The organism is Mucilaginibacter oryzae, from assembly GCF_003148845.1.
In the GTDB taxonomy this organism is placed as follows: Bacteria; Bacteroidota; Bacteroidia; order Sphingobacteriales; family Sphingobacteriaceae; genus Mucilaginibacter; species Mucilaginibacter oryzae.
Genome location: NZ_QGHA01000003.1, coordinates 443875 through 464725 on the forward strand (window position 1 = coordinate 443875; position 20851 = coordinate 464725).

The 20851-nt window shown below is 44.5% G+C and carries 22 protein-coding genes; 6 read left to right on the top strand and 16 right to left on the bottom strand.

What is annotated here, in order from left to right:
- Window positions 1–6: 6 nt before the first annotated feature.
- From LX99_RS11015 to LX99_RS11030, 4 genes are all read right to left on the bottom strand, one after another.
- On the bottom strand, window positions 7–552 hold the full coding sequence (locus tag LX99_RS11015; protein ID WP_109607918.1) for a GNAT family N-acetyltransferase: 546 nt from the start codon (window positions 550–552) through the stop codon (window positions 7–9).
- A gap of 208 nt (window positions 553–760) precedes the next feature.
- Window positions 761–943, bottom strand: coding sequence for a hypothetical protein (locus tag LX99_RS11020; protein WP_109607919.1), 183 nt, complete (start codon window positions 941–943; stop codon window positions 761–763).
- 276 nt (window positions 944–1219) lie between these two features.
- Complete coding sequence (locus tag LX99_RS11025; RefSeq protein ID WP_109607920.1) at window positions 1220–3169, bottom strand: sigma 54-interacting transcriptional regulator; 1950 nt, start codon at window positions 3167–3169, stop codon at window positions 1220–1222.
- 4 nt (window positions 3170–3173) lie between these two features.
- The gene (locus LX99_RS11030) at window positions 3174–5483 is read right to left on the bottom strand and encodes a tetratricopeptide repeat-containing sensor histidine kinase (RefSeq protein WP_109607921.1); all 2310 of its coding nucleotides are present in this window, start codon (window positions 5481–5483) and stop codon (window positions 3174–3176) included.
- A 472-nt stretch (window positions 5484–5955) separates the two neighbouring features.
- Here LX99_RS11030 and LX99_RS11035 point away from each other — a divergent pair, with 472 nt between their 5' ends.
- A complete protein-coding gene (locus LX99_RS11035; RefSeq protein ID WP_109607922.1) occupies window positions 5956–6552 on the top strand; it encodes an FMN-dependent NADH-azoreductase in 597 nt (198 codons plus the stop codon).
- Window positions 6553–6618: 66 nt separating this feature from the next.
- On the opposite strand, the gene LX99_RS11040 is transcribed toward LX99_RS11035, so the two are convergent.
- Window positions 6619–7734 carry a metallophosphoesterase family protein gene (locus LX99_RS11040; RefSeq protein WP_109607923.1) on the bottom strand — a complete coding sequence of 372 codons (1116 nt, stop codon included), beginning with the start codon at window positions 7732–7734 and terminating at the stop codon, window positions 6619–6621.
- Window positions 7735–7925: 191 nt separating this feature from the next.
- On the opposite strand from LX99_RS11040, the gene LX99_RS11045 reads away from it, so the two are divergent.
- Window positions 7926–8444: a protease gene (locus LX99_RS11045; protein WP_109607924.1), complete on the top strand. Its 519-nt coding sequence runs from the start codon at window positions 7926–7928 to the stop codon at window positions 8442–8444.
- A gap of 70 nt (window positions 8445–8514) precedes the next feature.
- Here the strand turns inward: LX99_RS11045 and LX99_RS11050 are convergent, their stop codons facing one another.
- From LX99_RS11050 to LX99_RS11070, 5 genes are all read right to left on the bottom strand, one after another.
- Window positions 8515–8901: a group III truncated hemoglobin gene (locus tag LX99_RS11050; protein WP_109607925.1), complete on the bottom strand. Its 387-nt coding sequence runs from the start codon at window positions 8899–8901 to the stop codon at window positions 8515–8517.
- A gap of 22 nt (window positions 8902–8923) precedes the next feature.
- Window positions 8924–9361 (bottom strand): RrF2 family transcriptional regulator, encoded by a 438-nt coding sequence (locus LX99_RS11055; protein WP_109607926.1) that lies wholly within the window; start codon window positions 9359–9361, stop codon window positions 8924–8926.
- 87 nt (window positions 9362–9448) lie between these two features.
- The gene (locus LX99_RS11060; protein WP_109607927.1) at window positions 9449–10567 is read right to left on the bottom strand and encodes a PAS domain-containing sensor histidine kinase; all 1119 of its coding nucleotides are present in this window, start codon (window positions 10565–10567) and stop codon (window positions 9449–9451) included.
- Window positions 10568–10585: 18 nt separating this feature from the next.
- Window positions 10586–10906, bottom strand: coding sequence for a hypothetical protein (locus tag LX99_RS11065; RefSeq protein WP_109607928.1), 321 nt, complete (start codon window positions 10904–10906; stop codon window positions 10586–10588).
- A complete protein-coding gene (locus tag LX99_RS11070) occupies window positions 10903–11148 on the bottom strand; it encodes a hypothetical protein (RefSeq protein WP_146203097.1) in 246 nt (81 codons plus the stop codon). Before LX99_RS11070 ends, LX99_RS11065 begins: the two co-directional genes overlap by 4 nt.
- Before the next feature lie 55 nt (window positions 11149–11203).
- On the opposite strand from LX99_RS11070, the gene LX99_RS25635 reads away from it, so the two are divergent.
- Complete coding sequence (locus LX99_RS25635) at window positions 11204–11362, top strand: hypothetical protein (RefSeq protein ID WP_022832523.1); 159 nt, start codon at window positions 11204–11206, stop codon at window positions 11360–11362.
- A 114-nt stretch (window positions 11363–11476) separates the two neighbouring features.
- Here LX99_RS25635 and LX99_RS11075 read toward each other — a convergent pair whose 3' ends face one another.
- The gene (locus tag LX99_RS11075; protein WP_170122671.1) at window positions 11477–12259 is read right to left on the bottom strand and encodes a sensor histidine kinase; all 783 of its coding nucleotides are present in this window, start codon (window positions 12257–12259) and stop codon (window positions 11477–11479) included.
- A gap of 491 nt (window positions 12260–12750) precedes the next feature.
- Between LX99_RS11075 and LX99_RS11080 the strand changes: the two genes are divergently transcribed.
- Together LX99_RS11080 and LX99_RS11085 are read left to right on the top strand one after the other, a co-directional pair.
- Window positions 12751–13629, top strand: coding sequence for an AraC family transcriptional regulator (locus tag LX99_RS11080; RefSeq protein ID WP_109607931.1), 879 nt, complete (start codon window positions 12751–12753; stop codon window positions 13627–13629).
- Between the two features lie 137 nt (window positions 13630–13766).
- Window positions 13767–14357 carry an HD domain-containing protein gene (locus LX99_RS11085; protein ID WP_109607932.1) on the top strand — a complete coding sequence of 197 codons (591 nt, stop codon included), beginning with the start codon at window positions 13767–13769 and terminating at the stop codon, window positions 14355–14357.
- Here LX99_RS11085 and LX99_RS11090 read toward each other — a convergent pair.
- Window positions 14354–14935 (bottom strand): Crp/Fnr family transcriptional regulator, encoded by a 582-nt coding sequence (locus LX99_RS11090; RefSeq protein WP_109607933.1) that lies wholly within the window; start codon window positions 14933–14935, stop codon window positions 14354–14356. The two genes, LX99_RS11085 and LX99_RS11090, sit on opposite strands and share 4 nt — an antisense overlap.
- Window positions 14936–15005: 70 nt before the next feature.
- The gene (locus tag LX99_RS11095; protein WP_109607934.1) at window positions 15006–15863 is read right to left on the bottom strand and encodes an SDR family oxidoreductase; all 858 of its coding nucleotides are present in this window, start codon (window positions 15861–15863) and stop codon (window positions 15006–15008) included.
- 231 nt (window positions 15864–16094) lie between these two features.
- On the opposite strand from LX99_RS11095, the gene LX99_RS11100 reads away from it, so the two are divergent.
- Window positions 16095–16538, top strand: coding sequence for a GNAT family N-acetyltransferase (locus tag LX99_RS11100; protein WP_109607935.1), 444 nt, complete (start codon window positions 16095–16097; stop codon window positions 16536–16538).
- 3 nt (window positions 16539–16541) lie between these two features.
- Here LX99_RS11100 and LX99_RS11105 read toward each other — a convergent pair whose 3' ends face one another.
- From LX99_RS11105 to LX99_RS11115, 3 genes are all read right to left on the bottom strand, one after another.
- On the bottom strand, window positions 16542–19250 hold the full coding sequence (locus tag LX99_RS11105; RefSeq protein WP_109607936.1) for an alkaline phosphatase family protein: 2709 nt from the start codon (window positions 19248–19250) through the stop codon (window positions 16542–16544).
- A gap of 6 nt (window positions 19251–19256) precedes the next feature.
- Window positions 19257–19814 carry a phosphonate metabolism protein/1,5-bisphosphokinase (PRPP-forming) PhnN gene (gene phnN, locus LX99_RS11110; RefSeq protein WP_109607937.1) on the bottom strand — a complete coding sequence of 186 codons (558 nt, stop codon included), beginning with the start codon at window positions 19812–19814 and terminating at the stop codon, window positions 19257–19259.
- 72 nt (window positions 19815–19886) lie between these two features.
- On the bottom strand, window positions 19887–20684 hold the full coding sequence (locus LX99_RS11115; RefSeq protein ID WP_109607938.1) for an endonuclease/exonuclease/phosphatase family protein: 798 nt from the start codon (window positions 20682–20684) through the stop codon (window positions 19887–19889).
- Between the last annotated feature and the right edge of the window lie 167 nt (window positions 20685–20851).

A 20851-nucleotide genomic window follows, 5' to 3' on the forward strand; every position in this document is an offset into this window, starting at 1 on the left:
GGCAGGTTAGTTTAATTGCGGATCGAACAACATGGCAGTACACAGGCAATTACAGCGGTTTTTATTTTGAAGCACATCATAGTTTACACAGCTTTTACAGGCGTCCCAAAAACGGGCCTCGCGCGTTACTTCCGAATAAGTTACAGGCTCGAAACCCAGCCGGGTATTCATTTTCATAACTGCAAGCCCGGAGGTAATGCTGAAGATCTTCGCTGTAGGGTATTTGCTGCGCGACAGGTTAAAAATGCTATTCTTGATCTCGGATGCAACGCCCTGGTTACGGTGTTTGGGAGATACAATTAAACCACTGTTGGATACAAACCCGCCATTGTCCCAGGTTTCGATGTAGGAAAACCCCACCCATTCGCCGGTTTCAGTTACGGCAACTATCGCCTTACCTTCATCAATCTTTTCAATCACGGAAGCGGCCGACCGTTTTGAAATACCGGAGCCCCTCGCTATGGCCGAAGCTTCCATTTCCTTAATAATCTCATCGGCAAACACCACATCAGCCGGGATGGCCGGTCGCACAATAATTCGTTCTTCTTCCATTTTATGTGTTTATTTCAGCTACCTGCAATAATTTGCATCATAACTGTACTTATGCCAATGCCAAAAGGATGCCCTTTGCAACACACCGGGGCTATTTACGGGTTTAGGCCATGTAAATGAAGATTTTATGTTTACCCCCGTTTTGCGGCCATAAAAAAAGCCTATCAAAATGAAAGGCTTTTATTTTCAAAACAAGATATTTTGAAGGTTAATAATGTGTTTGGTGGTACTCCGGGCTACTGTTAAAATGCTCCAGGTAGCCATCGGCATTAACGGCAAGTGTGCTCAACTCTGTTTTGCAAGGTGCTTTCCTCTTTTTAGGGCCGGCCAGCGGGATTATGATTACTGCTATTAAAGCTATAACTTCAAGTATGTTATAAAACGATGCCATGATCTTTATTTTATGATAAAGCTCAATGTTGGCTAAGTTTGTGCCAAAAAGCTGTTAAAAGCGCGATAAGGGCGTTAGTAGGCCTAAATTGTTGGTTACTGATATTTAACCACAGCAACGGACCTACCATTTTGGTAGGGCGGTATTATCAAAATGATAAAACATCGGTTAGCAAAACCATTAACTCAACCCAAAGGCAATTGAACGTGTAAAACTTTGCCTTAAGTACCCGCAGTTATTAGCTTAATAACTGCGTTATCCTTCAACGCTCTATGTTTATTCCCACTTCCTGATTCCCAGCTTCTGCATTTTTGAGTGCAGGGTAGACGGCGGTAAACCCAGTTTGGAAGCAGCGCCGTCCTTACCGCTAATTTTTCCGTTACAACGCCTTAAAACATCAAGAATGTGTTCACGTGCATTTTCATCAATGGTTTTTAGCCGGTCGGTAGCAACATCCTTATAAACGGAGCTTTCCTTTTTACTTTGCAGTTTGGGCAGGTATGTGTGTTTTATCATCGGGCCATCGGCAAGCAGCACACTCCGCTCAATAAAATGCTCCAGCTCGCGCACATTGCCCGGCCATTGGTATTCAAGCAACTGTGTCATCACATCAGGTGTGACACCGGTAATATTTTTGCCGCTTTTTTGCGCATAACGTTCTAAAAAATGGCGAACTAAAACCGGGATATCATCCTTGCGCTCACGCAAAGGCGGTATTGTTATCGGGAATACGAATAAACGGTAATATAAATCGAGCCGGAAACGGCCTTCCTCAACTTCTTTTTCAAGGTTGCGGTTCGTAGCCGCTACGATGCGAACATTAATTTTAATTGGTCCTTTACCGCCAATACGTTCAATCTCCTGTTCCTGCAGCACACGCAGTAGTTTTACCTGTAATTCGGCAGGCATCTCCCCTATTTCATCCAAAAAAATGGTTCCGCCATCGGCCAGTTCAAACTTTCCCGTACGTTTTTCAACAGCCCCGGTAAACGCGCCCTTTTCGTGACCAAACAACTCCGACTCAATAAGGGTGGCCGGCATCGAAGCGCAGTTAACTACTACCAAAGGCTTATTTTTTCGGGGCGACAGATAATGGATGCTTTTGGCAATCCGCTCTTTGCCGGTGCCGCTTTCGCCCAAAACCAATACCGAAGTATCGAGCGGCGCCACAATAGCGATATGATCCAGCACGGTGAGCATTTGGTGGCTTTTGCATATAATATCCCGAAAGCCTGCCGCCTTATTCTGCTCACTTAGCCCCTTACCAGCGTACACATCATTTTTAAAAGGCGCTGTTTCGCCGTGATCTACCGGGATGATGTCTTCCATGGCGGTTAAGAGCGACCGGTGCAACCTATCCAGCAGCACTACATGATCGGTACTGTAACAATCGGGTTTGCGGCTGTAAAACGAAAAACATACGTTGTCGCCTTTTGAATTCACCAAGGGGCTTCCCAAAAACGATTCCATATGAAGAGCGTTTGCCAGCAGTTTTTTAACCGGAAAACGCGATTGTAATGTGGTAAAATCGCCGTCGTTATAAAAGGCGGTTTTAGTAAGCAGCGGGCTCTCGGCCTGCATTTCCTTTAACCGTGCCCGGCTAATGTTTGTTATATTTAAAAATTCGTTGATACCGATAACCTGGTATTCATCAAAACCGGTACGTAAAAATGAAATAGCTTCGTCCGAGAATCCGGCGGAGGTTCTAACAATCACCGTTAAATAATCAAACGGAACGTAGGGCTGTAAGCTGGTGGCTATTTTAAGCAGTTTCTGTTTCCAGTTTATGGGCTCGGCTACTATGTTTTTAAACAGCTGCTCTAAACCCTGCTCCCTGCGTAATTTTGATTCGATGCTGTTTTGATGCCGGTAAAAAGCTACATCAAGCGTAATCAGTAATTCCTTTTCCCTGAAAGGCTTTACCAAAAAACCATAAGGCTGGGTAGCCTTAGCCTTTTCGAGGATACTTTCCTGGAAATTAGCAGAAAGGTATACAAAAGCGATGTTTTTCGCGGTGAGCATCGCGGCGAGATCTATACCGTTTAAATCTCCTTTTAAAAAAATATCAAGCAATACCATTTCGGGCTTTTGCTCTTCCATTATTTCAAGCGCTTCGGGCACCGAATCGGCAATGCCACAAACCCGGTATCCTGCGCGGGTCAATATTAATTTCAGGTCGTAAGCCACCAGCGATTCATCCTCAACTATTAATATTTTTCTGCTCATAGGTTTAACTATATAAAGTGTCTGTTTCTGTCTTGCTTAATCTGGTCTCGGCTTTAAATTCTACCGTGATCAGCACTCCCCCGCAATTTTCAATTTTAAAATACCCGCCAAGCTGCTTGCTCAGGGCCCTCATCATTTCCATGCCCAGGGAGTTTGCCCGGCGCAAATCAAAACCGGCCGGCAGCCCGGTCCCGTTGTCAGCTATGGTGAGTATAATAGTTTCCTCAGCAAGTTGCAGGGCGATTTTGATTTCACCTCCCTGTGGCCCAAAGGCATATTTAATAGCGTTGGTAATAGCCTCATTTAAAACAAGGCCTAAAGGCACAGCCTGGCCAACATCAAGCTTTATCGGCTCAACCATTTGCTCAAAGCGTATCCCACGCCCGGCAGGATTGTAACAATCGGCCAGGTAGCTGATCAATTCATTAATATATACCGACATATCAATATAAGACCCCGCTGAATTGCTATACAGCTTTTGGTGAATGAGGGCAATGGCCTGCACCCGGTTCTGGCTTTCGCGGATGGCTGCAAGCGCAGCGTTATTTTTTAAGAAAGCGGATTGTGTATTGAGCAGGCTCATCACTATCTGCAGGTTGTTTTTTACCCGGTGATGCACTTCCTTCAGCAACCAATCCTTTTCTTCAAGCAGGTTATCTTTTTCGTACACAAGCCGCTGCAGCGACGTATTCTGCTCGTTAATTTCAGCCTGCTTTAATTGTAACTGCTTATTGGTTTCCTGTTTGTGCCTGTACCCGTTAAATGCAAAGCCAACGATGATGATAAGCATGGCGATACCGGCAAAAGTGATATTGCGCTGCATGTTTGCTTTTTGGATTTCGGCCTTCTGGCCGTCGCTTTGCATTTGCAAAAGCTTTATCTTTTGCCTGCTTTCTTTAGTTTTATACCTGATTTCCAACTCTTCTATCTGCTTATTTTTAATAGCACTAAACAGCGAATCGTCTAATCGTTTATTAATCTCGAAATGTTTTATGGCAGCCACATAATTACCGGATGCCGAATCAACCCTGAATTGCATCCTGTGGATTTTGGTGAGGGTAACCGGCCGGATGGCGCCGGGTTTTAATTCCAGGATCCGGCTGGTGTAAATACCCGCCTTTTTAAATTGGCGGGTAAGCAGGTAAAAACCCGCCATAGTTTCATTATAATGCACAAAATCGGTCACCATTTGTTCGTTGGTGGTGTAAAAATCTTTGTTATAGGTGGTGGTTTTGTACACCTCCATCATTTTCAGGTAATATTGCTCCGCTTTGGCGTAATCTGTAAGCGCCACATAAATATTACCGAAAGCCTCGTACATATCAACCTGTTGCGCAAGTATAACCGGCGGTACCTCTGCTACCGCCTTTTTAAGATAGGCTAACGCTTCTTTAGGCCGTTTAGCAGCGATATAATCATAAATGATGAGGCTCAGGTAACCGTAAAAATCCTCATACTGTTTACGCCGCTTCAGGATCTCGGCCGATTTGAGGATGTAAACCAGGCTCTGATCGTACTTCTCCAGGTCGGCATAAACCAGCGCCACTTTCGCATAATAAAAATCGGCCAGGGCAGTATCGGCGGTTTCGTTCATGCTTTTAATTACTTCAAGCCGGTAGTAAAGTTCTTTATGCAGATCAACCTTTTGTTTACTTACCTCGGCCATGGAATGATAGGTGGCAGCCAGTTTTTTGTAGCCGATTGATTGATATTGTTTAAGTGCCTTGTTCAGCTCATCACCGGCAATGTCTAATTTTTTTTGGAAGAGGTGAACATCGGCAATGCTCCGGATCATATCGGCTTCGCCGAGCTTGTTACCGGTTTGCTTAAATAGGGCCAGCGCCTGCTGGTAGACTGCCATTTTATCCGGCAAGCCATCTTTAAGATCTACCGAAATATTATCGCCTAAACGAGCCTGGATTTTACCTTCGGCATCCTTATCCCCGGTTTTGCGGTAATAATCTATCACCTGCATAAAGGAGGCTTTGCCCTGTTTCAAATTGTTTTGTTTGATATATGCCGCGCCCCTGAGCATCAGGGCTTCATTAAGCCATTTTGCCGAGTGGAGGGCCATGCTCATCTGAATAGCTTTAGTGAACGCCGTAATACCGCTATCCAACACCTCTTGATGATCGCCTATTTTATTGAGGTAATAAGTACCAAGCTTAATCTGTAATTTAAGGATATCGGTATCCGGCCCGGATTTAAGGTTTTGCAGGTTTAATTTAATGGCAGCAACGTCCATCTTTTTTTGTCCCGACACGCCGGATGCAAAAAAAGCAACAATAAAACATAACGTTATATATTTAAACATGAACAGCGTATTTTATTGTGTTAAAGACTCATAAGCATACCGCAACACTGCTCATCCCGGGTGAATACAGGCGGAACTATGACAGGTTTTGACAAGTAAATTTATTCATTTCCGGTCAAATCGCGCTTATTTATTTAGTTGGTAATCAGGCCGCAGCTATAAAAATACAACAACAGGTTTTAATAAATTTATCGCCCGGGTATGCTAAAACCGATGTATGTTTTAAGGTTTTTGTTGTATTGGTTATATGAAAGGCATGCCGGTTGTAACATTATTTTTACAGCTAAATCATTTCATCCAAAATTGGAGTGATCAAAATCAACGAGGGCGAACCCTAAAAGAGTTGCATCGTGTCCCACTAATCAAGCAAACCCACTTCGATTACTATCCCAAAGGATACCGATATCCTTTGGGATAGTAGTATCTTTTTGATAGTACACATCAGTAGCTTTGCTTTCTCAAACAAACAACAATGAAAATATTACATCTTATCAGCAGCCCGCAGGGCGAGGCTTCGTTCAGCGTAAAATTAGGTAATGCGATTGTTAAAGAATTGCAATCGGCCAATCCGGGTTGCGCCTTAACCACACACGATTTAGCAGCTAACCCTTTTCCGCACCTGGAAGAAGCGCACCTGGCATCATTTTACACGCCCGAAGAAAAACGTACCCCCGAACTGGCTGAGGCCGTTAAACACTCGGATGCTGCTATTGCCGAATTGACAGATGCAGACGCCATTGTAATTGATACCCCTATGTACAACTTCAGTATCCCATCAACCCTAAAAACATGGATCGATCATATAGCCCGTGCCGGCAAAACTTTTAAATATGACGGCAAAGTACCTGAAGGCCTGGTTAAAAACAAAAAGGTTTACCTGGCTATCGCCTCGGGTGGTGTTTACTCTGAAGGCTTTATGAAAGCGTACGATTTTACCGAGCCATATTTAAGGGCTGTATTGGGATTTATGGGCATGACGGATATCAAAGCTTTCCGAGTGGAGGGCACCAAAGTACCCCAGCTCCAGGCAAACGCTTTGGATAAAGCCATAGAAAGTATCGAATTGTAGCGGTTTCCCGATGCACAGCAGGCATGCAAACAACATTATCCGTTTGCATGCCCGTTGTTAATAGCCCTAAACGATTAATGCAAACCTATCAGCTAAAAGTGCTGTTCCTTCGCCCGTAGCTGTATAGTATTCGCCTGTTATAGTGATCGCGCCATCGGCTTTCTCCAGTGCAACTTTCATAAAGCCGTGACAACTATCGCAACTATATTCCAGGTTAACACCTTCAAACCTGCAGTCATCGGCAGTAAAACGTTCATCATCTGTTAAAGCTACAGGATGCAGCTCGTCAAAGCCGCCGGTACCTGCTACAATAAAAGGCACTACCAATCCATCGCTGTACAGCTTACTGAAACGCTGGTAATTATGCACGTGCCCGCTAAAAACAATATCAGGCCTGATACCGGTTTCGCTAAAAACACCTTCCAGAAAATCGATCATGGGCAGGCTGGCCCCATGATTAATATCTGCCGAGTAAGGCGCGTGGTGCATACAGAGTATAACTGCCTTACCGGGGCGCTGCTTATCGGCCATCCGCAACTCCTCTATAAACCATTCGCGCTGCCGGGGCGTAATCACACCGTATTTGGGCACGTTGGTATGCAGGCCGATAATAGTAGCCAGCGGGGTGTCCATTGTCCAGTAGATGTTGGGCTGGGTGATACTCATCCGGTCAATTTCGCGGCTAAACGCCACGGGGCGCGAAACTGTATCGCAAAATACGGTGGTAAACGCGTCGAGGCTTTGGTAAGGGAATTCGGCGGCAGGGTTAACGTCACTATCGTGATTGCCGGCTATCGCCAATATAGGGCCAGGGTAAACGCTGTAGGGTTCATAAAACTGGTCGTAATAGTTTTTAGCTTCGCCATGGTTATAAACCACATCGCCCAGATGATATAAAAATTGAGGTTTGTCCGCATCTGCAACAGCACCATACTGCCCGGCCATTAAGGCCGCGATGTGCCTTTGCGAGCCGGGGTTACGGATGCTGCCGGTATCGCCCACCATGTGGAACACCATCTTGTCCTTATTTATGCCCGGCACAACATCATCTATATTTAAATGGTAGGGATAGTTGCCCGAAGCACCAGGAGGGCTTTGAAATTTATGGCTATCGTCCGGCTGATCTTTTTTAATAACCGGGGTAGTGTATTTCAATGAAGTAATTACTGTTGTTTGCTCCATTGTGCAAAAATACGCAAGTATTATTAAGGCAGGGTTAAATCAACCCGGGTGATTGATGGTGCGAACGGGTTAGTCGAACTTTAACCGGTTAAAAGATAGTTGAAAGAAAAAGGCTTTAGATAAACGGGCTATTTTAAAACTGTAACGGATAATTTAAAATATCCGCACTCATGTAATCATTACCTTTGCGCATGAAAAACTATAAAATAATCTTATCTGCCGCCCTGCTGGCATTTTCTGCCTGCGGTGTTAACAAGTCGCAAAAAGCCACATCTGCTACCGATTCAACCGCCGTTCAAGCCGTTAAACAACCGGTCAGCGATAGCCTTATTGCCAAAATAAGCATCAAAAACCCGGTTAAAGTCGGCGAACCCGTTGAACTGAAGTTTACAGTTTACAATACTGCCGATACCGCCCGCCGGTTTTGCAAATGGCATACGCCTTTTGAGCCACTAATCAGCAAATACCTGGAAGTAAAAGATGAAAGCGGCCAGGAAATGCAATATAAAGGCGCTATGGCCAAACGCGTTATGCCGCCTCCGGCCGATAGCTACATTAAAGTAAACGCTAAAGACAGTTTATCTGTAACCACCGATTTGTTAAAAGCATTTGATATCAGTAAGCCCGCTAAGTACACGGTTGTGTATGTGGGTCAAAACATGAGTGGTTTGGCTGTTGCCGATAGTATATCGTTTAATTACGTGAAGTAAATCACAAACCCCATAGCTTATTCAACCGGGCCGGGCGAAGAACGGTCCGGTTGTTTTTTTTAGAAATCAATTAAACAATCACTCTTTCCGGGCCGCCCTTCAAGTTAGCCAGCTTGCTTTGAAACATTGCAGCCATTAAACCGGCCCTGTTTTTCGCGTCATTGGCCATGGGCCCGGCAAAATGACTGTCGATAGTTTGGTTGAAAAGTTCCAGCCAGCGCTCAAAATGACCGGCGTTAATAAGCAGCGGCGCGTGCCTGGCGAAAGGGTTACCTTTAAAACCGGCTACACCAAACAGCGCTGCGTTCCAAAAGGCGTACATTTTATCAAGGTGCGGCTGCCAGTCGTCTTTAATTACGTTATTAAAAACCGGCCCTAATAACCCGTCGCGCCGTACCCTGGTATAAAAATCATCAACCATTAACTTAATTGATGCGAGGTTTTGTATATCACTCATAATGCTTCGATATTTAATGGGGTTACTTTTTAAGCACTACGATACCTAAGTTTAAATCTTCATTAAACTGGCCTATAGTTATGCTTTCAAGCATGCTTTGTAAACGGTTACGCACCTCTAAAAACCCGGAATGCAGCGGGCACGGATTTTTTGACGAACATTCTTTCAAACCCAAACCGCAGTCCCTGAATAAGCCGTCGCCATCAACAGCTTCAATTACCTCTATTAACGGGCGGGCAAGGCTTTGCTGATTGAGATAGAAGCCGCCGTTAGGTCCCTTTACCGATTGAACGATACCACGCCTGGTTAAATCCTGCAGTATTTTGGCCAAAAAATGCTCGGGCGAATCAATGCCGGAAGCTATTTCCTTTATCCCTACCCTATTGCCTTCAACCGTTCGCCGGGCTATAAAAAAAACTGCCCGCAACGCATACTCGCATGTTTTTGAAAATATCCCCATTGCTTTACAAAGCAAATGTAGGCATTAGCCTCAATAATAAAAGATGTTTTTGTCTTTTATTATTCCTTTTACTTAACGATTACCCTTTTATGCCATTAGCTTTATCGCATCCTGCCTGGTTGTGTTAAAATTGCTTTGCTCGCTAACCGGCAAACTAAAATAAAATACAGCGCCACCATTTTCACCATTTTTAGCCCTCACCGTGCCGCCGTGCTTTTGAATAATATTTTTAACAATGTATAACCCTAAACCCTTACTGTTTTTTTGCCGTACCGATTTGAGATTGCACGGATAAAACTTCTGGAACAGCGCCTGCCCTTCTTCCTGGTTAATCCCCGTTCCTTCATCGGCTATGGCAACTTCAATATCTTTTTCAGTACGGCTTACACTGATAGTAACGCGCGAACATTGCGGCGAAAACTTTGCCGCGTTGTTAAAATAGTTAATGAGCACCTGCATAATTTTGTACTTATCACCCCTTACCAATACCGGCTCATGGGCTGATAATTTACAAAACCGGTGACTGCTGTATAAAATGCGCATTTCGCCAAGTACGGTATCAATCAAATCGTTCAAATCAAACAAACTAAAGTTGAGCTGCCCGGCCTTGTCGTCGCCTGCCGAGGCCGAAAGGTACTCTTCAATAAGCCTTGTAAAACCGTTAATATGCTGATCGACCATGTTTAAAAGCTTAACCGGCTGCTTGTTGATGCTGTGCCCCAACTGGCTGATTAAAGTTTGGGTATTTAATTTAATGATAGACAAAGGCGCACGCAATTCATGGTTAATGATAGCCATCCCCAGGCATTCTTCATTTACCTTTTGGGTAACATCCTCAGCCGTCCCAACCATCTGCTCGGCGGTACCCCACCTGCGCGAATATAACACGCCTGTTAGCTCAATCCATTTTTCAGTTCCCCGCGGCGTTATTACCTGCACCCGTTTTTCAAATCTCGTTCCGTTAAAACAGGCGGCTTTAAACTCGTGGATTAACCGGCTGACCTGGCAGGGCTTAACGAGGTCGAAAAAGTCGTTAAGGTTTTCATAGTCCCCCTTTTCAAACTCAAGTATTTTACGCATACGCGGGCAAACAGCTATTTTGTTTGACCGGAGCTGAATTTTCCAGTTACCGATGTAAGCTACATTGGTAGCGTAATCTGGTAAAGTTGCGCCGAGGCTGTTAATGTTTCTTATTCCCCTGTTCATAGTTGATGCGTTAGGCCTTTATTTTGCTGCTGTTAAGCTTAATTTGATTACGTTGTTAAATTTTGACCACAACCGTATAGACATTCCCCGGATGTACGTGCGGTAGCTGCTCATCAGGATCCCGCTTACATCATAATTACTTAGCCGGATAGCGTACACAAGGTTATCACCGTCCTTGCTTCCGCAGTGGTAGGTTTCCGAAATCTCAAAATCATCAGGAGAGATCAACTCATTATGCTGCAGGCACCTGATGTATTCCTTCTCAATAACAAAATCATGGTTAAAGCCCCGCTCCTGCAGGTCGGTAATCACATCTATCAGTTTGTAGTTATGTTTCATATCAATCTGCTTTTAAATGCGGGGGATAGGTTACCTTTTACTTTAGCGGCGTTATCTTCGGTTTTATAAATCCACAGGCGTCCCTGAACTGTCATGTAATAAACAATAAACAAGACCTGAACCGTGAAAGGCGCCACAGGCAGCGTTAAGCTGCCATTAAACCTGAGGCATAAATACATGATCAGCATATCGGCCGATACAAAGCCCGAGGCAACCTGTGTAAGCGCCGGTTTGTTCGGCATCAGTATAATAACGAGCAGCGCGAATTTTAAAGCGCACACGGCCTGTACAGCTATCATGAAAAACCCCGCTGGCATAAACGGCTGCATAAGCCCGGTGTTGAGCCGGATAAAAATAGCTGCCGATAAAAACATCAAAACGCTTGCTAAAAAAGCGATGGAAAAACAAACGGGCTTTTTCATGATCGATCTTTACTTTTTTATCCTTGTTAATTAATACTAAATAATTAACCGTTGTGTAATAATGTAAAGTTCGAGGCGAAACGATGTACAATCAATGTACTAATTAAGGTTTCAGTAGTATAAATTACGTGACCGAAACAGGCCGGGGCTATCTGCGGCTACCGTTGTCATCGCTTCCAAATTTGTTTTCAATACCGAAGATGAGGGAGATCAAAACGCCATTTTCGTTCTTTATGGTAAATTTACCGTTTAATTGCCTGCTCAGCGCTTTCATCATTTCCATCCCTAATGTTGAGGTTTGCTTAATATCAAAACCGGGTGGCAGGCCAACGCCATTATCGCTTATGCTTAAAGCAATGTTATCATCATTTAAAGTTTCGAGCGATACTTTAATAATTCCCGGTCCGGCTGCAAAGGCATATTTTATGGCATTGGTTATAGCCTCGTTAAGCATCAAGCCAACGGGTATGGCCTGGGCCACATCCATTTTTACAGGCAGGATCAGTTGTTCAAACCTAATCCCCTTTTCGCGCGCCTTATAACAATCGTCAAGGTGATTAAACAGTTCGTTAATATAAACCGCAATATCAATAAAGGCCACATCCGCATGGCTATACAACTTTTGATGGATGAGTGCGATAGATTGTACCCGGTTCTGGCTTTCGCGAATAGCGGCCAGCGCGGCATTGTTTTTTAAAAAAGCCGATTGAGTGTTCAGCAGGCTCATTACTATCTGCAGGTTATTTTTAACCCGGTGATGAACTTCCTTCAGCAGCCAGTCCTTCTCGTTAAGCAGGCGATGATTATCGGTAATCAAATGCTGTAAAGCCAGTTCTTGCTCCCTGATCTTGTTTTGCATGTCAGCCAGCAGGCGTTCATTGGTTCGCTTCAGACGGCGTGTATGATAAACTGAAATTAAAACCACGGCCATAAGCAATATACAGGCAATCACCGTTAAGCTTAAATTTAATTGCGCTTCTGCAGCTGCCGGCCGAAAAAAAAAACGGCCTGGCGGCATCGATTTATAAACCGAAAAAGAGGTGCTTATAATGATGTTCACTTAATACTATTTTACAAAGCAAAGGCTCACAAGCGGCTAAACTTTAAAAGCTTATTTTACGCCAATTGAAACAGGCCCTTGCTCAACTCCTAAAAGTCACTTATAAAAGTTCATGAAGCAATGTATTAAACAGGGATGTTGATGTATAAATTATGTCTTGCTCCGGTTACATCGGTATGGAGATGATATTTAAAAAAGCATAACCGGGTACGTTATTTCGATTGGCAAACGGATATTTTATGATATATCGTTAGTAACTTCAATACCTAAAAAAACATAAAACACTAACAAACAGAAATTTAACACCAACGGCACGATATTGGACAACACAGAATTGCTTTACAACCCTAAACTAAGCAGCCATGAAACAATTAAACGATTTTGCGTCACCACTTGTCGAAAAGGCCAGAATTTGCCTTCCTTTCAAAATTCAAACCATTCAATGGGTAAGGGAAAACGGTATCGAACTGCCTAATGGTTACTTCATGTTAATATGGATTATGGCCGGTAGCGGACATTACAGACTTAACTTACAAAAGCACAGCATAACTATCAACCAGTTGTTGCTGATCAGGCCCGGGCAATTGCATGATATTAAATTTAGCGAAGGGTTGCAGGGCTACGTAATTCAGTTCACCGATTCGTTTCTTGACGCCGATGACTATGGCCGTGAAACTGCTTATAATCATTTTTACCAGTTATTCGGTAATTCGCAAAACACCATTATTAGCAGCGAACTGGCCGAAGATATGAAAGACATCAGCGAAATAATGATAAAGGAATACAGCAGGAATAATTTATACCGTGCCGAGATCCTTAAGCGCTATTTTAAAATTTTCCTGATTTATTTATACCGGCAACTGGAAGTGGTATCACAACCCTTAAAACAATCGCGGAACACCGAAATACTTCAAAGCTTTATGAGCCTGCTCGACAGGCACTTTAGGGAATATAAAATGGTTGCTGATTATGCCGATCGCTTGTCTGTTACCCCTAATTACCTGAACGAAGTGGTAAAGAAACTAACAGGCCAGCCGGCCGGGTACCATATACGCCAACGGGTTGCCAACGAGGCCAAACGCCAGGCCGTGCATCCGGATAATTGCATGAAAAAAATAGCCTACGATCTGGGCTTTTGCGACCTGGCCCACTTCAGTAAATTTTTCAAAAACGCAACCGGCACTAACTTCTCCGATTTTAAAAAGCATAGTGCTTATCATCAATTAAGGCCCCGCAGTTAAGAATATGACCTTGTTTAAACACCTTGCCCTTACAGGTAACAAAAGCCAGGCAAAGTGTCATTTTTATGTTGAAAGGATGGCAAGGCTATAAATTATCCAAATTTACTACAGAATGTGAAGGTACTATAGCGGTCATCATGCCTGCAATAAACATAGTACAAAAAGCCGCTGCTTACGTTAAGGTGCTTTTAAAAAGCAGCCTGCCGGTAAATATGCACTTTCACAATTTGCAGCATACGCAATATGTAGTGGATGCCGCGGTTGAAATTGCCAAACAAAGCGGACTGAACCGCGATCAAACTACCATAGTTAAGGTGGCAGCCTGGTTTCATGATACCGGGTATTTATATCATTACAAAGGTCACGAAGATACCAGCATTGTGATAGCCGGCACATTTTTGATGCAGCACCATTATGGCAACGATTTTATACAGCAGGTATGGGATTGTATTGAAGCTACAAAAGTACCGCAATCGCCTAAAAACCTTACCCAGCAGGTTATCTGCGATGCCGATATGCGCCATTTCGCCGCCGAAAATTACCAGGATTTTGCCCGGAACCTGAAAGCGGAATGGGAAGATCAGTTAGATAAGCGTTACACCGATACCGAATGGCAGGATCTCAACCTGCATATATTACAACATCATCAATACTTTACCGATTATGGTAAAACAGTTTTGCAAAATTTAAAGCAGAAGAATATTGAATTGATGCAGCGTAAAAACTAATGCTTCCTGGCGCTTTCTTTACGCACCCTGCTCAGGGTTTCGGGCGTGATGCCCAGATATGAAGCGATCATGGCCTGCGGCACCCTGACCGACAGATCAGGATATTTTTGTACAAAATCAAGATATTTTTGTTCGGCTGTAAACGCTATAGCCGCATGGATTCGGTTTTGGCTAACAATAAAACTTTTGTTGAGAATAGCGTTAACCATATCATTAAAGGCCGGAATATCGCGGCAAAGTTTATCGAAATTGGCTTTGGCAATCAGGATCAGCTCGGAATCCTCAATGGCGTCGATGTTATTTTGGGATGGCTCACCGGTAAGCAAACTTGCCCGGTCGCCGGTCCAGCCATCTTCGCGGGCAAAACTGATAATGTTCTCCCTGCCATTGTCATCAACATTGTAAAACCGCAGCAAGCCTTTCACAATAAAGCAGTTGTATTTCCAAACATCGCCTTCCTGCAACAGGTATTGCCTTTTGCGAAGCTTTTTATAAATACAAACCGCTTCAATTTTAGCGTAATCGGCTTCGGTAAGGGTTATTTTGTTGCTGATGTATTGTTTTAACGGACCGAACATAATAAAAGCGAATATCCCTTTTTATCCGGGATATCCGCTTTGTTACAGGTCATATTTTATAAGTAAAACATTAATTATTGTATTTACTCAGCCATTTTGCCTTAATGGCGGCGCGGGCATCAATAAATTCCTGGTCGGTACCCTGGGCAACGGCATCAAGCGGGTAACGCAACGGGCGACTGCCTTTTTCCATTTCAACAAGGTGCAGGATACCATCGGCAATGGTTTGCGGATCCATATTAAATTCGGCCATCTTGCTGAACAAGGCGGTGCCCATGGCGTTGAATTTTTGAGCGGCTTCATCGCCATATTCAGCAATAATCTTAGGTTTATCTGCATGCACACCGGCCTTGCTTCCGTTGTTCATTTCGGTAGGATAAACGCCCGGCTGGATACTTACATTTTCAATGTTATATTGAGCAAGCTCGTCCTGCAAACCTTCAGTAATGCTTTCCACGCCAAATTTTGAAGCGAAATACGGGATCATGAACGGCAGCGTATGGCCACTGGCACCGGTTGTGATGTTGATGATCAGGCCGCTTTTTGCCGCGCGCATGCCGGGCAGTACCGCGAAAATGGTGCGCAGGGTACCATAAAAGTTCACTTCAAACATCTGCCTGATCTGATCGAGCGAATAAGCCTCCAGCAAGCCAAAGCCCGATACCGCCGCGTTGTTCACCAACACATCAATATGGCCGTATTTAGTTAAAGTGTGCCCGAAAGCGGCTTTAACCGATTCGTCGTTGGTAATATCTATTTCAACCACTTCCATGTTGGGCAGCGCTGATAATTCTTTGGCTACAGCTTCGTTTTTGCCGTTAACTCCGCGCATACCTGCTATAACGGTATGGCCTGCGTTTGCGAGGGTTATTGTGGTTAATTTACCAAACCCTGTACTTGTTCCGGTTATAAAAATTGTTTTTGACATTTTGTATCGTTTTTGTTGATACAAATGTATCCTGCCCCTCAAACCTGCACATTGATGTATGATAAAAAGAAACTTGACATTTATCAAGAAGCAAAACTCCTGCACCCGCCGGTTGAATACGCGTCGGCGGATATTAAACCTGTTTGCTAAAAAGGAAATAACTTTAAAAGTGCTAACAAACCGCTAATAATTAATACGGAGCTTTAACCCGTTGTAATATTACTTTGCGATATGACTGCCAACCAGATAACACTAAGAGACGCCAACGCTGCCGATATTGAAACCATTGCCGGGTTAATGAATGATATGAGCTACCCTACCAGCCTTGCCGATATGCAGGCCCGCATGGAAGCCATATTTGCCCATCCTGATTACAGAACGCTATTGGCCATTTACAACAACGAGGTTGTAGGCCTGGCCGGTTTGCAAAAAGGTTTGTATTACGAAAAAAACGGCAACTACCTGCGTGTGCTGGCCTTTGTAGTTAAAGAAACCGCGCGAAACCTTGGCGTAGGGAAAGTGCTGGTTAAAGCCTGGGAAGACTACGCCGCCGAACAAGGCCTGCGTACCGTGCTCATTAACAGCGGTAACCGCGATGACAGAAAAGTAGCCCATCTTTTTTATCATAAAATGGGCTACGAGATCAAATCATCCGGCTTTGTGAAATCACTTTAAACGTTAATCATCATCGTCATCAACAGGTTTACCTGCCAGTTTTGCCGGGTAGGCTTTTTTACCCCTGGCGGCGTACCATAAAATGCGGTTCAGCAAATCATCGTTACCTCCGTCAATATGGTTAAACTCGGGTCGTAACGATGCCTTTGCAAAATACAAGGCCTGCCCTTTTAAAGATGCCAGTTTGGGGTTCATATCATTAAGTGGGATACGGTTTGGGACGGCTTTGTAGGTATATAAAGATGGCCATTGCCCGAAGCAATCAAACATGGGGAGAGCGGTTGCATCGATAATATTCATAGGCGGGATGCCTAAAATCTGTTCGATAGACCGCACCACGCAGGTTTGATTATAGTTGGTTGATACTGTTTTTTGCGTTTGGCTGTAGGGGCTGATCACAAACCCGGTGGTGCGATAAGCAGAAATATGGTCCCAACCCGCCTGCGAGTCATCTTCGGTAACAAAAACAACGGTATTTTTCCAGAAACGGCTTTTGCTTAAAGCTTCAATAATCCGGCCCAGGGCCAGGTCGTTATCGGCAACCATGGCTTCAGGTTTAGGCAAACCCGGGCGGGTACCCTGAGTGTGATCCGTTGAAAGTGCCATTACCATTAATTGGGGCAGTTCATCACCTGGTTGTTTTTCATATCCTTCCAGTTCTTTAATAAATGCGGATGCCCGGATCTGGTCAGTTATTTTCAACTCGTCTGATCCGGGGTAGTTTTGCGACAGCAAAGGCCTAACCCTTGATATGGTGCTGGTGTTATGAAACTTTAACGGTGTGCCGGCCTGGTATTGGTTGTATATGTCAGTCCAGCTCAACTTGTCGTCGTAATGCGGTACTGAAGCCTCGCCGTAAATCCTTACTTTTTTGCCGTGATCGGCGGCGTTGTTCCAGATAAAACCCTTACTGCCATAAACCAGGGCGTCTTCCTGCACATGCGGGTAACTCCTGAACCAGGCCCTTACGTTTTTGGCCACATAATCGGTCACCATGGCTGCATCCGTCCATTGGTGGCCCTCGGCCGAGCATTTGCCCGAGGCATAATAATTATCCAGCAAAACAAAATCCCGGGCTAACCGGTGCTGGTTTGGGGTTACTTTATCGCCGTAAATGCATAATGACGGCTCGCCTTTACCCGTGGGCAAGTCGCCTAAAACCTGGTCGTATGTGCGGTTTTCCTTAATAATGTACAGCACGTGTTTAAATACCGATGGTTCGCCAATACGCTCGGGCATTGGTTTGGGCGCGATGTTTTTACGGGGCAATTGCTGCGCTATTTCCTGCCTGAAGGTGAGGTTAAGCGTTTTTACTTTTTGGGTATATTGATTTAAGGTTTGCTCATCGGGCAGCGGGATCATGGAGATGGTTGCCTTTTCATGATGCGAATTGTAAGCCGTAACCTGATCAGGAACTTCTGATTTAAATTCTTTAGTGCTAAGGCGCGAACCCTCGCCTTCCAGGTTGGTTACAAACAGCGTATTATGATCAACCAATAAACCGCCCGGATAGGCCTCGGTAGGAATAAAACCTTTTATAGTTGATTTACCTGTGCCTTTGGCCGATGCCTTAGCGCCGAGCTGTATTACAGCTACTGCATTATCGAGCCCGTTGGCAACATATAAGGTGCTACCCTCATCGTTTACAGCCAGGGCATTTGGCGAATCGCCTATATAGCTGTTTTTGGCGGTGGTAAGTTGAACAGAAATTTGCTCAACTACTTTATAGTCAGGTATGCTGATTACCGATACATTATCGCTGTTGGCATTGGCTACGTATAAAAAGCGGTTGTCTTTACTTTTGATGATAACGTTTGGATGAAGGCCAACCGGGATATCCTTAACCACATCGCCACTATTGATATCAGTAACCTGCACGCTTCCCATTAATGTAGCGCCCGTTTTAGGATTGACGTAAGTGCTTCCGTAAGGCACGCCGGCAGTTTCATGTTTAACGGTATCGGCAGGCATGGGGCCGCCCCAGTTGGTTACTAAAATATGATGCCCGACAATGGCCAGGCCATAAGGGGCTACGCCGGTTGGCTTTGTCCATACAGTTTGGCGGGTATACAGATTAATTTTAACCAGTTGGTTATTACCATTCAGCGCTACATATAGAAAATCGGTTCCGTTTTCGTTGTTGATAACAAGCTCGTTAGGCAGGGCCAAAGGCGACGGCGCGGTGGGACTAAACGGGAAAGCGTGTTCAATGCTGAGTTTCTCGCCGTTCCAGGCGGCCTGCATCACAAACGATTGATGATTATTACCATTTGAAGCGCTCCAGAAGATCTGAGTTTTATCGCCCTTTTTCAGAACTTTGATACCCGAATAGGTACTCATCAGGCCATTGTATTGTTTATCGCCGGTGAAAGTCCATTTGGCTATCACCTTGCTTTTAACCGTATCAATAAGTGTAATGCCATAACGGTCTTCAACCGCCAGTATAGTGCTTTCCGGGATCAGCTTCACATCAAGACTATGATTTTCGAGGTTAGGATCGCCAAAGCTGATCACTTTGCCGGCCGGATCAATAATACGGTTGTAGGGCATTACCACAGGCAGCACCCTGTTGGTCAGCGTACTATCATCGTAAGCGCTGTGCATACCGGTTTGTTCAGAAATACCTGATCCATTATCATTTTTAACAGAGTTACAAGCGGCACCAAATATCGCCGATATGGCCGAAACGGTAAGTAATATTTTTATTCTCATGATTGTTTAAATGAGGATTTTTTGTGCGGCAGAAATAAGATTTACCAATTTGCTGCCGGCTTCTTCAATTTCGCCATCATTTTGTATGATGAAGCAGTTTTCCATGTTTTCGCCAAGCTCCGCGGTGCGGGCTATCCGGGCGGCTATTTCATCAGGTGTTTCACGGCCGCGGCCCGCCAGTCGCTTTATTAACACTTCGGCACCGGCAGTGATTAAAACAACAAAAAGGTCGGGGTAAAGCTGCCTGGCAACCGGAAGGTATTCGCGCGAGCCATTGACTACCACATTAAACCCTTTGTTCAACCAGCTGTTTATTTCCTGGCCTATGCCATAATACTTGCCGTGGCTGCCCCACTGTAATGCAAACATGCCTGCCTTTTTCATTAGTTCAAACTCCTCGTTGCTTAAACTTACATGGTTTTCGCTGCCGGCAAATGGCGGCCGGGTGATGTAACGATGCGCAAACATCACGTTTTCTGATCCGTTAATCTGTTTGCGGGCATAGTTCATCAGGGTATCTTTACCTGCTCCGGATGGGCCGATAACGTAAAATAATTTACTCATACTTTGTTTTTAAACTTGCTGTTCCATCAACAGCCAAACTGCCGGTTGCCTGAATGCGCGGTACTTTCTCCATTAGCCGGTAATAAGGGTTGTGGTAATGCCAAAATGGTCGCTTGCATATAACCCGCTCTCCTCGTCGGGCACATTCAGGGTAACGGCAGAGTTGATAAATGCCGGGTAACCGCCGTGAGGAGGTAAAGGCAAGGCAAAAATCTGATCGATACAGATCTGTTTATTGGCTTTGTAGTAAGCGTCGGTAAGGCTGTACCTTGGTTCGGTGCCATTGCCTGCCGTGTAACAATCAATCGCCCCCGATTTGGCTAAAAAGGCCTTTACTTCGTCCGAATCCGGCGTGGCATTAAAATCGCCGCAAATAATATGAAAGGGATGCGCGGCATCGGTACCCACAAAGGAAGCCAAAGCTTCGGCCTGGCGTCCCCGTAAACCGCTGGCATGGCTCAAGTGGGTTAAATGTGTCGTGGTAAGCAACATATTTGTTCCTGTTGGCAGGCTTACGGATACCGTAAAAGCCTTGCGGTCATTATCATCCGGTACAACCGGTAAATTTATATGTTTAAATTCGCTCAGCGGATAAACCGATAATACACCTAAACCGGAAGTGCTGTTTACAAGGTGCCCCTCAAACAGGCGCCTTTTTGATCGCCCCGGCAAAAAGCAATAGTTCATATTCAGTTCACCTGCCAAAAACCCCAGCGTATCAGCTTTGGCTTCTTTACTGTAAAAGCATTCCTGGCAGGCTATCACGGCAGGATTTAATTCCTTCAGTTGCCTGGCCAGTATACGCATCCGCAGCCGGTAATCCCCGTCACATTTCCAGGTATTTATGGTTATTATTTTAACATTTTCCACAAAGGCAATATCAGGAATCTAAGTTGTACAATCAACATTGGGTAATTATTAGGTTTGTATTAGTTCTGTATTAAATTGAAACGGGTTAGAGAAAAGTTGGGCCAGGTCGATCTCCGTTTTAATGCGCCACGGCTAAAATATTAGCAAATAATTAGTGAAAAGTTAGC

Excerpts from the sequence above, each read along its gene's own strand:
- LX99_RS11015 (WP_109607918.1), bottom strand. The coding sequence starts at position 552 with ATGGAAGAAGAACGAATTATTGTGCGACCGGCCATCCCGGCTGATGTG.
- LX99_RS11020 (WP_109607919.1), bottom strand. The coding sequence starts at position 943 with ATGGCATCGTTTTATAACATACTTGAAGTTATAGCTTTAATAGCAGTA.
- LX99_RS11025 (WP_109607920.1), bottom strand. The coding sequence starts at position 3,169 with ATGAGCAGAAAAATATTAATAGTTGAGGATGAATCGCTGGTGGCTTAC.
- LX99_RS11030 (WP_109607921.1), bottom strand. The coding sequence starts at position 5,483 with ATGTTTAAATATATAACGTTATGTTTTATTGTTGCTTTTTTTGCATCC.
- LX99_RS11035 (WP_109607922.1), top strand. The coding sequence starts at position 5,956 with ATGAAAATATTACATCTTATCAGCAGCCCGCAGGGCGAGGCTTCGTTC.
- LX99_RS11040 (WP_109607923.1), bottom strand. The coding sequence starts at position 7,734 with ATGGAGCAAACAACAGTAATTACTTCATTGAAATACACTACCCCGGTT.
- LX99_RS11045 (WP_109607924.1), top strand. The coding sequence starts at position 7,926 with ATGAAAAACTATAAAATAATCTTATCTGCCGCCCTGCTGGCATTTTCT.
- LX99_RS11050 (WP_109607925.1), bottom strand. The coding sequence starts at position 8,901 with ATGAGTGATATACAAAACCTCGCATCAATTAAGTTAATGGTTGATGAT.
- LX99_RS11055 (WP_109607926.1), bottom strand. The coding sequence starts at position 9,361 with ATGGGGATATTTTCAAAAACATGCGAGTATGCGTTGCGGGCAGTTTTT.
- LX99_RS11060 (WP_109607927.1), bottom strand. The coding sequence starts at position 10,567 with ATGAACAGGGGAATAAGAAACATTAACAGCCTCGGCGCAACTTTACCA.
- LX99_RS11065 (WP_109607928.1), bottom strand. The coding sequence starts at position 10,906 with ATGAAACATAACTACAAACTGATAGATGTGATTACCGACCTGCAGGAG.
- LX99_RS11070 (WP_146203097.1), bottom strand. The coding sequence starts at position 11,148 with ATGCCGAACAAACCGGCGCTTACACAGGTTGCCTCGGGCTTTGTATCG.
- LX99_RS25635 (WP_022832523.1), top strand. The coding sequence starts at position 11,204 with ATGAAAAACCCCGCTGGCATAAACGGCTGCATAAGCCCGGTGTTGAGC.
- LX99_RS11075 (WP_170122671.1), bottom strand. The coding sequence starts at position 12,259 with ATGGCCGTGGTTTTAATTTCAGTTTATCATACACGCCGTCTGAAGCGA.
- LX99_RS11080 (WP_109607931.1), top strand. The coding sequence starts at position 12,751 with ATGAAACAATTAAACGATTTTGCGTCACCACTTGTCGAAAAGGCCAGA.
- LX99_RS11085 (WP_109607932.1), top strand. The coding sequence starts at position 13,767 with ATGCCTGCAATAAACATAGTACAAAAAGCCGCTGCTTACGTTAAGGTG.
- LX99_RS11090 (WP_109607933.1), bottom strand. The coding sequence starts at position 14,935 with ATGTTCGGTCCGTTAAAACAATACATCAGCAACAAAATAACCCTTACC.
- LX99_RS11095 (WP_109607934.1), bottom strand. The coding sequence starts at position 15,863 with ATGTCAAAAACAATTTTTATAACCGGAACAAGTACAGGGTTTGGTAAA.
- LX99_RS11100 (WP_109607935.1), top strand. The coding sequence starts at position 16,095 with ATGACTGCCAACCAGATAACACTAAGAGACGCCAACGCTGCCGATATT.
- LX99_RS11105 (WP_109607936.1), bottom strand. The coding sequence starts at position 19,250 with ATGAGAATAAAAATATTACTTACCGTTTCGGCCATATCGGCGATATTT.
- phnN (WP_109607937.1), bottom strand. The coding sequence starts at position 19,814 with ATGAGTAAATTATTTTACGTTATCGGCCCATCCGGAGCAGGTAAAGAT.